The following is a 12411-nucleotide window of genomic DNA, read 5'->3' as shown; positions in this document are numbered from 1 at the left end:
ACGGATATGTCTCAGAACAAGCCCTCAGCCCGGCCTTTAACCTGTGTGGCGCGAACCCGGTGGTCGGACGGGCCACGCGTCAGACGATGCGCGGCCCTTTTCCGGAAAAATCTCCTAGTACTGCAGGGACGTCACGGCGGTGAACTCCTCGATGCCCAGCGGGCCGAGCTCGCGGCCGTAGCCGCTCTGCCCGAAGCCGCCGAAGGGGGCGGTCGGATTGAAGGCGCCGCCGTTGACCGCGACCTGGCCGGTCCGCATCCGCCGGGCGAAGGCGGTGGCCCGTTCGAGGTCGCCCGCCCACACCGCGCCGGACAGGCCGTACGGCGTGCCGTTGGCGACGGCGAGCGCCTCGTCGTCGCCGCCGTCGTACGGGACGACGGTGAGGACCGGCCCGAAGACCTCCTCCTGCTCGATGCGCGCACCGGCCTCGGCGACCAGGACGGTGGGCTTGACGAAGAAGCCGGTGGGGGCGGTCTCCGGCTGCTCGGGGCCGCCCGCGACGAGCCGGGCGCCGTCGTCGACCGCCTCGCGGATGTAGGCGCGCACGCGCTCCTGCTGGACCCTGCTGACCAGCGGGCCCTGCTGGGTGGCCGGGTCCATCGGGTCGCCGACGGTCGCGAACTGGGCGAAGAGGCTGAGCAGTTCCTCGGCCTCGGCCAGCCGGGCGCGGGGCACCAGCAGCCGGGTGGTGGCGCTGCACGTCTGCCCGCTGTTGATCAGGCAGCCGGTCAGCGAGCCCGCCACGGCGTTGCCGAACCCGTCGGCCGACAGGTCGTCGAGCAGCACGCTGGCCGACTTGCCGCCGAGCTCCAGCGAGGTGCGCTTGGGTGCGGCGGCGGCCAGCTCGGCGACCCGCCGCCCGGCGCGGGTGGAGCCGGTGAAGGAGACCATGTCGACCGCCGGGTGCGCCACGATCGCCTCGCCGACCACCGGGCCGGTCCCGGTGACCAGGTTGAACACGCCGGGCGGCAGGCCCGCCGCGTCGATGATCTCGGCGAGCAGGTAGGCGACGCCGGGCACCAGCTCGGACGGCTTGACCACGACCGGGCACCCGGCGACCAGGGCCGGGGCGACCTTGGCCGCGATCTGGTGGAGCGGGTAGTTCCACGGCGTGATCGCGCCGACCACGCCGACCGGCTGCCGGACGAGCACGGAGTTGCCGGACCGGCGCTCCCACTCGACCTGGCCGGCGACGTCCTCCATGGAGGCGAAGTCGATGACCGGCAGGCCCGCCTGGACCATGACGGCGAGCTGCCAGGGCGCGCCCATCTCCCGGGAGGCCGTCAGGGCGATCTCCTGGGCACGGGTCTTGAGCCCTTCCGCGATCGCCGCGCAGGCCTTGACCCGGTCGGCCAGAGGGGTGGCCGACCAGCCGGGCAGGGCGCGGGCCGCGGCGCGGGCCGCGCGGTCGACGTCCTCGGCGGTGCCCTCGGGCACGGTGCCGATGACCTGCTCGGTGAAGGGGTTGACGACCGGGAGCGTGCCGGCGCCGGTCGAGGGGATCCAGGCGCCGTCGACGTAGATGCGGTCGCGGGTGTGGTTGAGCTCTGGGGCGGTCATGTCTCGCTCGCTTTCAGGCCGCGGTGGTGTGCCCGGCGATGTGCCCGGCCGTACGGCGGGCCAGGGCCATGCAGGTGAGCATCGGGTTGGCGCCCGACGGCGTGGGGAAGGCGCTGGTGTCGCCGATCCAGACGCCGGCGACGTCGTGCAGCTCACCGGTCGGCTTGGCGACGGAGGTCTGCGGGTCGGTGCCCATGCGTGCGGTGCCCATCTGGTGGGCGCTGCCCATGAACAGCCCGCCCGCGCCGATGTGCGTCGCGTCCAGGTTCGCCATCCAGGCCTCGAAGTCGTCGCCGCGCCGGAACACCGGCGGGGTGGCGCCGAACCAGAGCTCCTCGGCCCCGGCGGCCAGGTGCAGCTCGGCCAGGATGCGCAGGCCCTTGCGGTAGGCGGCGACGTCGCGCTCGTCGGTGAGGGCGTAGGTGTGCACCGCCTCGCCGTCGCCGTCGATCGTCACCCGCCCGCCGGCGTGGTCGCGCAGGACGAACAGGAAGTCGGCCATCCGGCCGAGCTTGCTCATCGCCTCCTTGGCCTCCCGGCCGTCGCGCCGCGCGAGCTGGAAGGCGAAGACGCCGGTGTAGTAGTGCGAGCCCTCGACCAGCAGGCCGTACCCGTCTCCCAGGTCGCGGAACTCGTCCATGATGGCGGCCTGCGGCGGCCCCCACCAGGCGCGCTGGTCCTCGGGGTAGACGCCGAAGATGCCCGCGCTGGGGTGCAGGTAGAGGTTGTGGCCGACGGCCGGCCCGCCGATGCCCGAGCGGAGCAGCAGCGCCGGGGTCTCCAGCGCGCCGCAGGCCACGACGACGTCGGCGGCGCGGACCGTCACCCGGCGGGTCTCGCCGCTGCCCGGGTCGGTGTGGACGGCCTCGACGCCGACGGCCCGGCCGCCCTCGGTCAGGACCCGGTCGGCGCGGGTGCGGACGAGGATCTTCGCGCCGTGGTCGTAGACGTCGCGCAGGTAGGTGGTGAGGGTGCCGCGCTTGCTCCCGCTCGGGTCGCCGAACTGGGTGTACCCGGCGGCCACCGGGTCGTAGGTCGCCTCGTCCACGTTGCGCACCGCGGTGTGCATCGACCAGCCGAGGGCCTTGGCCCCCTCGGCCATGCGCTGGTGCGGGCCGTTGAAGTCGCTGCACCGGTCGTTGGCGCCCATCCGCGCGAGGACCGCCTCCAGGTGGCGGTCGAACTCTGCGGTGTCGAGGCCGTCCAGCCCGTGCTCCCGGGCCCACTCGCGGCGCACCGCGTCGCTGGGCCGTACGCAGTTGTGCCAGTTGATCGTGGTGCCGCCGCCCAGCGTGTACCCGGCGAGCAGGCCGACGTTGCCGTCGGCGGAGACCGAGAGCCCGCCCCGGTACATCATCTCCTTGCCCTCGGCCTCCAGCTGGCGGTAGTCCCGCTCGCTGGTGGCGCCGCCCGCCTCCAGCACGACGACGCTCCTGCCCGCCGCGGCGAGCACCCCGGCGATCGTTCCGCCGCCCGCTCCGGAGCCGACGACCACGACGTCGGCCTCGATCACCTCGCCGTCGGCCGGGACGTGCGGGGTGATGTACGGCTCGTCCCGCGGCGGCGTGATCTGCGGCCCGGGGTAGCCGTACTGCGCCCAGAACGGGTTGCGGCCCTCGGCGTCCGTGATCGAGTGGGCGAGCATGCACGCGCCGCCGCGCAGGGTGGAGACGGCGACGAGCGCCTCGGGGGCGAGCGCCATGGCGGTGGCGAGCATGCCCTCGCGGGTCGCCCGGCCCTGGTGCTGGAAGCCGAGCATCGCCAGGCCGTCGAGCAGTTGCGCGACGCCCGTCCGGTCCGCCTCGGGAAGGGTCTCCAGGTACTGGGCCAGCGCCTCGTCGGCGCCGGTCGCGGAGCCGGGGGTCGCCCAGAAGCCGGTCGGGTCGTCCTCGGCCTCGATCGCCGGGACGGCGGTGTCCACCAGCGCGCGCAGCACGTCGCGCTGGACGGGAGTGAGAGCAGGCACGGGTCCTCCGTAGAGAGTGGGCGGTTCCCGCCCGCCCGAGCGGGTGACCTGCGGCCACACTAGAACCGGATTCTGTGACCTGCAACACCCTGCGGTAATCGTGACAGAAGAGGCGTTGGTCTCCTTCAATGCGTTCTCCCCCGGGGCCGGCCTACGTCGCCGGCACAGGATGGAAGCTCTGTGGCGGGTTCTCTCCTGCAGCATGGGCGCGGACCATCGCCGCGAACAGGTCCGGAGTCTCACCGTTCCAGCCATGGCCCACCCCAGGCACGATCCATGCCTTACCCGCCGGGAACGATCCGGCCAGGTGAGGAAGCGACCGCAGAATGAGGTCCTGCTCGCGTTCCCCCGCCACCGCCAGCAGCGGGCACGGCGAGTCGGCCGCCTCCGGGGGCACACGGAAATCCATCAGCTCATCGCCGATGCGCAGGAACGCTGCGCGCGACATCGCGCGTGCGGCCTCGCGATAGGCGTCGCGGTCCTCCGGCGGCACTCGCAGCGCCCGCGCGTTGGCGTTGATCATCGGGCCCCAGGTCATCAGGGGCGCCATGGCTCTGCCCATGAACCGCATCATGGCCGGGCGGGGGAAGGGCAGGACGTTCACTCCGCTGACCACGGCGGTCTCGACCACATCCGGTCGCGTCGCGGCGAGGTGCGCAGCGAGATAGCCTCCCAGCGACAGCCCGACCACGTGCGCACGGCCGGTTCCGCTCCCCTTCCTGATCATCTCAGCGATGTGCTCGGCGGTGTCCGCGACCGACTCCCAGGCGACGGCATTGCTGCGCCCATGACCTGGCAGGTCCGGCACCAGGACACGGAAGGCGTCCCGCAGTGCCTCGGCCTGCCGCTTCCACATCCAGCCGCCGGCACCGGCTCCGTGGAGGAGGACGACGGCAGGAGCGCGGTCAGGGCCTGTTTCTTCCAGGAAGATTGTCACGGGGCGATGCTGACACAGTGCGGCTTTCCGGACCATGCTCAACGCATTCCGGCGGGCATGGGGCCGCCCGCCGGGCCGGAGCTGGCATCTCGCGGACCGGCCGGGTGCGGGAGCCGCCGGCTCAGGAGCGGCCGGCGTCGCGTTCCGCCGCGTCCATGGCCCTGTCGGTCACCACTAGCATGCCGGCGAGCCGGGCGAGCGTCAGCAGCGCCATGGCGGCAAACACCGCGCGGAGCCCGGAGAACTGGGCGAGCAGGCCGCCCGCGGCGGCCCCCAGCGGCATGGTGCCCCAGGCGAGGAGCCGGTAGACGCTGTTGACGCGCCCGAGCAGCCGGTCGGGGGTGACCCGCTGCCGCAGCGACACCGTGATGACGTTCCAGACCGCGATGGACAGCCCCCCAGCGAAGAACGCGGCCCCGATCGCGAACGGGTCCGCCGTCACGGCCGGGGCGCCGAGGAAGGGCACGCCGACGAGGACGGTCAGCGCCAGTGAGCGGGCGCGCCCGAGCGCGCGCTCGACCCGCTCGGCGACCAGGGAGCCGACCAGGCTGCCCGCCGCGGCGGCGGTGAGCAGCAGTCCGTAGGCCGGTTCGGACAACCCCATCGCGGACCCGGGACCCACCGCGTACAGGACCAGGACCGCCCAGGTGGCGCTCGTGGCGAAGTTGGCGACGCCCACCATGGCGGCGAGCGTCCGCAGGAGCCGGTGGCGCCGCAGGAAGCGCAGTCCTTCGGCGATGTCGCCGCGCACGGTGGTGTTCCGCTCCCGCTCGATCCGGAACGGGCCGCGCACGAGCAGCAGCGCCGCCACGGCGGCCGCCCACAGCGCCACGGGCGCGGCGAACGCCGCCGCCGCGGCGGCCGCCACCAGGAAGCCGCCCAGAGGAGGGCCGACGAACTCGTTGGCGGTCAGCTCGGCCGCGTGCAGGCGCCCGTTGGCGCGCGAGAGCCGCTCGCGCGGGACGACCTGCGGCAGGATCGACTGCGCCGAGGTGTCGTAGACCGTCTCGGTGACGCCGACGCAGACCGCCACGGCGTACAGGACCCACAGCGAGCCGGCGCCGGTCAGCGCGGCCACGGCGAGTACGGCCGGCAGCACGGCCCGGACGGTGTTGGCGCCGAGCATCATCCGGCGGCGGTCGAGCCGGTCGGCGAGCGCGCCGGCGGGCAGCGCGAAGAACAGCCACGGGAGCGTCAGCGCGAAGGTCAGCCCCGCGATCAGCGTGGGAGAGTCCGTGAAGCGGACGGCCACCAGCGGCAGCGCGACCTTGAAGATCCCGTCGGCCAGGTTGGACAGGGCGGCCGACGTCCACAACCGCCAGAACGCGGCCCCCAGCGGAGGAGGCCCGTCGCGGGCCGCCCTCTGCCGGCCGTCCCCTGTCCGGTCACCTGCCGTCCGGTCATCCGCTGCCATGAATTGAGAGTTTCAGATCGATTTGGAAAAATCAATCGATGTGAAGGATATGGATCCGGGCTATCTTGTACCCATGAACGAGCAGGACGCCGGGGGGCCGCCCGCGGAGGGGCCCCCCTACCCGCGGCAGCGGCGGGCGGCGACGGTTCGCGAGGCCAAGGCCCTGGCCCACCCGCTGCGCGTGCGCATCCTGCGGCTGTGCGCCCAGCGGGAGATGACGAACAAGCAACTGGCCGACCGGCTCGGCAGCGACCCGGGCACGGTCTTCTACCACGTCCGCCAGCTCACCGAGGCGGGCTTCCTGCAGCAGGCACCGGTGCGGACCGGCGAGAGCGGCGCCCTGGAGAAGCCCTACCGGTCCACGGGCCGGTCGTGGTGGCTGGACGACCCGCTCTCCGGCGAGGGGACCGAGGCCTCGTTCGCGCCGATCGAGGCCTTCCAGGACGAACTGCGCGAGGCGGGCCCGGCCTCCGTGCGGACGTTCACCCGGTTCATGCTGCACCTGTCGCCCGAGGAGATCGAGGAGCTGGACCGCCGCATCCTCGCGGTCCTCGACGAGTACATCGAGACCGAGGACCAGCGCCTCGACCGCCCCGCGTACGGTGGCATGATCGTCCTGCACCGGCTGGCCGACTGAGGCCCGCCCGGCGAACGGTTCCGGCGCCCGGAAGGAATGTCCATGAGCTCCGTCGACTTCAGCACTCCCCCGACGCTGCCCCCGGCCAACGGCTACAGCCACGTCGCCAGCGTGCCGCCGGGCAGCCGGCTCGTCTGGACCTCGGGCCAGGTCCCGATCGCCGCCGACGGCACCCCGGCCCCGGCCGGTGACTGGGAGGCCCAGACGCGCCTGGTCATGCGGAACGTCGGAGCCGCGCTGGAGGCGGCGGGCGCGACGTGGGACGACGTGTTCAAGCTCACGTTCTTCGTCGTCGGCACCTCGGCGCTGCCCGTCGTGCGAGCCGTACGGGACGAGTTCGTCAACCTGGAGCGCCCGCCGACCAGCTCGCTGGTGCAGGTGGCCGGCCTGTTCCGGCCGGACATCCTGATCGAGGTCGAGGCGGTCGCCGCGGTCCCTGCGGGCTGACGGCGGCCCGCGCGGCCCCGGCCCGGCCGACGGACCGCACCCTCCCCGCACGATCTCAGGCCAGCCGCAGGGCGAGGGCCGGGCACATCTCCACGGCCCTTCGGGCCAGCCGCCCGAGCTGCGGGGGTACGGCCCCGCGGGCGAAGACCGGGTAGCCGTGCTCGTCGAGGTGGACGAGGTCGGGGGCGAGCTTGGCGCACAGGCCGTGGCCCTGGCAGCGGGTCCAGTCGACGGCCAGGCGGATCTCCGGTTCCGGCTCCCGCTCCGGGACGGGGAGCACGCCCAGGACCGGGCGGCCGCAGGTCCCGCGGAGCAGGTGCTCCTGGACGTCGTCCGGGAACGCCGACAGTGCCGACAGCACGAATCCGGAGGTTCCGTCGGGATGGGAGCACGCGCCCCTGCCCCGCACGCCCGCCGCCCGGCGGCGCAGCTCGTCCAGGGCGGCCGCCGAGCCCTCGACGAGGTCGGCCAGGGAGGAGGCGACGTCCGGCAGGCCGAACCTGCAGGGACCGCACTGCCCGGCCGACTGCGCGGCCAGGTAGCGCGCCACCCTGAGCGTCTCGCCCAGCGGGCAGGTCTCGCCGCCGAGCGGCAGGACGATCCCCGCGCCGAGCCTCCCGCCCGCCTCCTCCATGCCCTGCCGGGAGACCGGGGCGGCGGCCGCCGCGCCGGGGTGGATCCACGCGCCGTGGTACCCGCCGACCAGCACGCCCTCGCCGGGCGAGGCCCGGCACGCCTCCAGCACGGCGTGCAGCGGCGTCCCGGTCGCCACCTCCACCACCGCCGGAGCCGCCGCCGACCCGCCGACGGTGAGCAGGACCGTCCCGGGCTCCCGCGCGGTCCCGGCGTCGGCGTACTGCTCCGGTCCGAGGGTGGCGAGCACCGCGAGCTGGGCGAAGGTCTCGGCGTTCGACAGCAGCGTGGGCAGGCCGTCCACGCCGCTGTCACTGGCCCGGACCTTGCGTCCCGGCGGCCCGCCGCGGTGGCCGTTCACGGCCCTGACCAGCGCGCCGCCCTCGCCGGAGACGAACCTCTCGGGGACGCCGGCGACGCGGACCCGGTCCGCCGCGCCCCGCTCCTCGACCGCGGCGGCGACCGACGCCTGGCCCATCCCGCCTTCCGCGACCGCGACCACGACCCGGCGCGCGCCGAGCGCGCCCGCGGCCAGCAGGGCGCCCTCGACGACCAGGTGCGGGGCCCTGGTGAGCAGCATGGTGTCCTTGCCGCTGGCCGGCTCGCCCTCCGCGGCGTTGACCAGGACGGCGGGCTCCGAGCGGTGCGCGGCCACCGCCCGCAGTTTGCGGGCGAAGGGGAAGGCCGCACCTCCCCGGCCCCGCAGGTCCACCGCGTCGGCCAGTTCGGCCAGCTCCCGCGCGTCCAGCTCCGGCGCCGTGCCGTGCATGGCGCGGTGGGCCGGCAGGTCCATCCTGCGGGAGGCGTCCAGCCCGGCGGTGAGCCTGGCCGGTCCCAGCCTCCTGACCTGGGGGACCCTGTAGGGGATCATCCGCCGCCTCCGATCCGCCGGGCTGCCACCCGGCCGTCCGTACCCGTCCCGGACCCGGTGGCCGTCCCGGTCCGGTGCTCCCGCGCCCGGCGCGGGACGCGTCCGACGATGCTCGTGGGCGAGGCCTCCTCCGGCCCCGCGAGCCGCTCCGCCGTACCGGGCCGTCCGGCGGGCCCTTCCGCCGCGCCGGACCGCTCGGCCGGGGCCTCGGCCGGAGCCGGGGCCCGCCCGGAGCGCAGGGCGGAGATCACCCGGATCAGCAGGGCCGCGCCCACCGCGACCAGGCAGACCACGTAGCTCCAGCTCACCCAGGCGGCGGGCTGGCGGCCCGCACCCAGTCCATGCATGATCGCGGCGGGCCACGCGAGGTAGGCGGAGCCGTGCAGCAGCCGCCACACCCACGGCCTGCGGCTGTCGGCGAACCCCGCGCGGGCGATGCCGGTCGCGAAGATCAGCACCATGGCGTCGGACGCGACCACGCCCAGGCCGATCGCCGTGGTGGGCGCCGAGGTCGGGACCACGGCGGCGGCGGTCGGGATCCGGCCTTCAGCGATCTTCATCAGGACGTGCGTGGCCAGGAACGTCATCCCGGTCAACGCCGCCGCCCGGTGGCAGAGCTGGGCCCGGATCCTGCCCCGGGCGGACAGGACGACCCGGTCGGCGGAGAGCAGCCCGAGAGCGACGGTGCAGGTGAGCGCGACGAGTGCCAGCACGCCGCCGTAGAAGGAGAGCAGTTCCCAGGCCGCCGCGGAGGCCCGCAGCCCCGCCTCGGTCCTGCCCGCCATCAGCACCCCGACCGTGACCGCGGTCACCCCGGCGCCGAGCATGATCCGGTTGCCCCGCCGGTCGAGACCGGAGGCCTCGCGCCGGCAATGCCGCGCCTGGCCGCGCCTGGACCGGACCGGCCCCGCCGCCTCCGGGCCCCGCCCCTCGCGTCCCGGGGCGTCCGGGGCGTCCGGCGGCACGGCCGCGATCCGGATCGACGCGTCGGTGTCGGCTATCGATCCGGCGCGGTCACGCACCGGATCGTTCAGGCGTGCGGCGGGTCTCTTCAGGTAGTACACCGATCCGTTCGTGTCGTTCACCGTGTCCCACTCGATGTCGCGCACTGTGTCTCCTCATCGTCCGAGCGGAAGAGGGTGCCGCCCGGGACGGGCGTGAGGTCAGCAGCGGCGTCCCCGGTTGATGCAGTCGACCGCGAACCTCATGAGCCGGTCCGGCATCACGTTCGCGAAGTCCGCGTGGTCGGTGACCGGGTTGTGGAGCTGCTCGGGGAAGGCGTCCAGGGCGAAGGACGGGGTGCGCGGCGCGGCGTAGGCCAGGATCATCCGCAACTGCGGGACGGGCCGGGTGCCCGAGGGGCAGGCGCCGCTCCCGTCCGGGAACAGGATGTGGGTGCGGTGGTTGGCGCTGTCGGTGTTCTGACCGTCCCAGCAGCTCGGGAAGTCCAGGATCCGCATGACCAGGCTGCCCCGGGGGCAGAGGGGGTACTTGTCGGTCAGCACCCGGTCGGTGAACCCGCTGCAGGTCCACTGCGCCCGGGCGTTCGCCCCGCCGTTGGTCGCGGCCTTGGCGTCACCGGTGATCACCCGGAGGAACCGCGGCATCGCGGTGACCTTCGCGACCGGGTTCCCCCGGAACTGCATGGTCGCCACCCGGGGGGTCAGGATCCGGCCCACGTTGCCGTCCGGGTCCTGGGTGTCGACGTCGACCGTACGGTCCCGCAGGACAGGCCAGAAGTAGGTCGAGCGGTCGCCGAACGCGCACGTGGTCCCCGCCACGGCCAGGCTGGCGTCGGTGGAGAAGGCGTCGGTGGACAGGTTCCCGACGTAGTCGTGCACGTGGTGGGCGCCGTTGCGCACGCCCGGGGCGACGATGAAGTTGTCGGGGTTGCGGTGGCCGTTCTCGTTCCTTCCGCACCGGGAGACGAAGGTACCGGTGGAGCCGCCGCGCCGGGGGCGGGGCGCCTGGACGTTCGGCCGCGCCTGGCGGATGTCGGCGAAGTCCTGCGGGAACGGGCCGAGGTCCGCGCACTCCTCCTCAGCCTGCTCACCCTGCTGACCCCGGCCCTGCTGACCGGGATCCTGCTGACCGGGATCCTGCGGGTCCGGATTCCGCCGGCCCTGGCCTCCCTGCTCCTGGCCTCCCTGCCCCTGGCCCTGGCCCTGCCGGTCCGGGTCCTGAGGATTCCGCTGCCGTTGCTGACCGAAGCCCTGCTGTTCCTGATCCGATCGGCTTTGCCGGTTCCCGGGCTGCTGATTCTGATCCTGCTGCCCTTGGTCCTGGCCCTGCTGATTCTGGTCCTGCCGGTCCGGGTCCTGAGGATTCCGCTGCCGTTGCTGATCGAAGCCCTGCTGGTTCCGGCCCTGGCCTTGGCCCTGCTGATTCTGGTCCTGCTCGTCCTGGTCCGGAGATCTCTGCTGGTTCTGCTGGTTCTGCTGACCCTGCTCGGCGGGGTCGCAGTGGTCGGCGCCGGCGGGACCGGCGACGGCGGTCAGCACCCCGGCGGTCAGCACGAGCGCGGACAGGGGCGCGTACAGGCGTTTCACGTGTTTCATGGGTCTCTCCTCACTGTGGTGCGGGAGGTTCCGGAAGAGCGGTGTAGTCGACGAGACCGGTGCTCTCCAGCAGGGTCATGTGCTTCATGACCACTTCCACCGCCCGCTGGGCGAAGGATCGGATGAGATCGTTCCGGGTGCCGGACCGTACGGCGGCGACCGCCGTGAAGACCTTCCCGTGGGCCTGGCGGAGCCGGTTGGCGAAGATCCGGTCGTAGTCGGTGCCGAACGCGGACGACAGCTCCGCCATCCAGCGCTGCTGGTCCGCGCTCGCCTGGCTGGGCAGCACCACGCCGAGCTGGCCGGCGACCGAGCGGACCTGCGCGTCGAGTTTGAGGTGGTCGGTCACCAAGTGCATGCCGACCTCCTTGACCCGCTTGCCGTCGGCCCGCTGCTGGGCCTGCTGTCCCGTGGGGATCTCCCAGAGGCCGGCCTGGCGGACCTTGACCAGGAAGTCGCGGTCGGCCGGGCTCAGCGGGCCGTACTGGGTCTGGATCCAGCCCTGGGGGGCGTCTCCCGAGGCGGCGGGCAGACCCCCGGAGGGGGCGACCAGCACGACCGCCACGGCGGCCACCGCGAGGAAGCTCCCGAACAGCAGCAGTTCTCCGCTGCCGAACCGGCCGAAGCGTGCGAACCGGTCGGCACGGCCGGTCCGGCGCGAGCGGCCGAACAGCGTCCTGAACATGGCGCGGTCCGGTTCAGTAACCGTCCGGAGCCGGCGCCGTCGCGCCGTCCGGGGTCTGCGCCTTCTTTCCGTCCGGGGCGCTCGCGAACCACGTGCCCCCCGCGCCGTGCCCTTTGAGGTCGCCGGGGATCTCGTCGCCGGAGAACCGGTAGAGCGGCCATCCGCCGAGGGTGACCTGCATGGTGCCGTCGGCCCGCTCGGCCGTGCCGACCAGACTCCGGTCGATGCCCTCGACCATGACGTCGGTCGCGGTGGTGACGGGCGGCCACTCGGCCGCGCACCGCCCGTCGCAGCTCGGCGCCGAGGGCCTGTCCTCGTCGAAGCGGTAGAGCGTGCGGCCCTGGCCGTCGACGACGAGGCCGATGTCCGAGACCTTCAGGAAGGCGTGGCCGGCGTGCTCGTTCACCGCCTCCGAGGTCGCGTAGGCCCGGCCGGAGGAGGACTCCTGCCCGGGGGCTCCGGCTCCGGCGCATCCGGACAGGACGGCGGAGGCGGCAGCGGAGGCGGCAAGGGTGACAACAACCCCGGCCGGCCAAGGGACGCGCCGTGTTGTCATGGTCGTTCCTTTCCCAGAGGGCCCGCTGGTGCGGGCGCACTTGGTCGGAGGTACGCGACGCCCTCAGGGGTGGTTCACTCAAAGTGAGGAGATAGTCAGAAATAACTGGAGTTGCGCGAGTTGCACACGGGGCCATAACGATGGTGT

At 73.7% G+C, this 12411-nt stretch carries 11 protein-coding genes; 2 read left to right on the top strand and 9 right to left on the bottom strand.

Annotation, left to right across the window (positions count from 1 at the left end; translation table 11 throughout):
* Window positions 1-114 precede the first annotated feature (114 nt).
* From FHS22_RS03995 to FHS22_RS03980, 4 genes are all read right to left on the bottom strand, one after another.
* Entirely contained in the window at window positions 115-1560 is a 1446-nt protein-coding gene (locus FHS22_RS03995) for an aldehyde dehydrogenase family protein (RefSeq protein WP_184938524.1), read from the bottom strand.
* A 13-nt stretch (window positions 1561-1573) separates the two neighbouring features.
* The gene (locus FHS22_RS03990) at window positions 1574-3526 is read right to left on the bottom strand and encodes a GMC family oxidoreductase N-terminal domain-containing protein (protein ID WP_221473204.1); all 1953 of its coding nucleotides are present in this window, start codon (window positions 3524-3526) and stop codon (window positions 1574-1576) included.
* A 151-nt stretch (window positions 3527-3677) separates the two neighbouring features.
* Window positions 3678-4463: an alpha/beta fold hydrolase gene (locus FHS22_RS03985; protein WP_184938521.1), complete on the bottom strand. Its 786-nt coding sequence runs from the start codon at window positions 4461-4463 to the stop codon at window positions 3678-3680.
* Window positions 4464-4584: 121 nt separating this feature from the next.
* Entirely contained in the window at window positions 4585-5877 is a 1293-nt protein-coding gene (locus FHS22_RS03980; RefSeq protein WP_184938519.1) for an MFS transporter, read from the bottom strand.
* A 73-nt stretch (window positions 5878-5950) separates the two neighbouring features.
* On the opposite strand from FHS22_RS03980, the gene FHS22_RS03975 reads away from it, so the two are divergent.
* Both FHS22_RS03975 and FHS22_RS03970 read left to right on the top strand, forming a co-directional pair.
* The gene (locus tag FHS22_RS03975; RefSeq protein ID WP_184938517.1) at window positions 5951-6514 is read left to right on the top strand and encodes an ArsR/SmtB family transcription factor; all 564 of its coding nucleotides are present in this window, start codon (window positions 5951-5953) and stop codon (window positions 6512-6514) included.
* Between the two features lie 42 nt (window positions 6515-6556).
* Window positions 6557-6961, top strand: a complete 405-nt coding sequence (locus FHS22_RS03970; RefSeq protein WP_184938515.1) for a RidA family protein — start codon at window positions 6557-6559, stop codon at window positions 6959-6961.
* A gap of 55 nt (window positions 6962-7016) precedes the next feature.
* Here the strand turns inward: FHS22_RS03970 and FHS22_RS03965 are convergent, their stop codons facing one another.
* From FHS22_RS03965 to FHS22_RS03945, 5 genes are read right to left on the bottom strand one after another with little or no spacing between them, the layout of a single operon-like run.
* Window positions 7017-8465: an NADH-quinone oxidoreductase subunit NuoF family protein gene (locus FHS22_RS03965; RefSeq protein ID WP_184938513.1), complete on the bottom strand. Its 1449-nt coding sequence runs from the start codon at window positions 8463-8465 to the stop codon at window positions 7017-7019.
* Window positions 8462-9574, bottom strand: coding sequence for a ferric reductase-like transmembrane domain-containing protein (locus tag FHS22_RS03960; RefSeq protein ID WP_184938510.1), 1113 nt, complete (start codon window positions 9572-9574; stop codon window positions 8462-8464). Before FHS22_RS03960 ends, FHS22_RS03965 begins: the two co-directional genes overlap by 4 nt.
* A 54-nt stretch (window positions 9575-9628) precedes the next feature.
* Window positions 9629-11023 carry a DUF1996 domain-containing protein gene (locus FHS22_RS37745; RefSeq protein ID WP_184938508.1) on the bottom strand — a complete coding sequence of 465 codons (1395 nt, stop codon included), beginning with the start codon at window positions 11021-11023 and terminating at the stop codon, window positions 9629-9631.
* Between the two features lie 10 nt (window positions 11024-11033).
* Window positions 11034-11708, bottom strand: a complete 675-nt coding sequence (locus FHS22_RS03950; protein ID WP_184938506.1) for a DUF4142 domain-containing protein — start codon at window positions 11706-11708, stop codon at window positions 11034-11036.
* Window positions 11709-11721: 13 nt separating this feature from the next.
* Window positions 11722-12264 (bottom strand): hypothetical protein, encoded by a 543-nt coding sequence (locus FHS22_RS03945; protein ID WP_184938504.1) that lies wholly within the window; start codon window positions 12262-12264, stop codon window positions 11722-11724.
* Window positions 12265-12411: the final 147 nt, after the last annotated feature.

The sequence above is a fragment of the Thiemannella venezuelensis genome, from assembly GCF_014203605.1.
Lineage (GTDB): Bacteria > Actinomycetota > Actinomycetes > Streptosporangiales > Streptosporangiaceae > Planomonospora_A > Planomonospora_A venezuelensis.
Note: the sequence above shows the minus strand (reverse complement) of the source record. Positions and strands in the feature narration are given on the sequence as shown.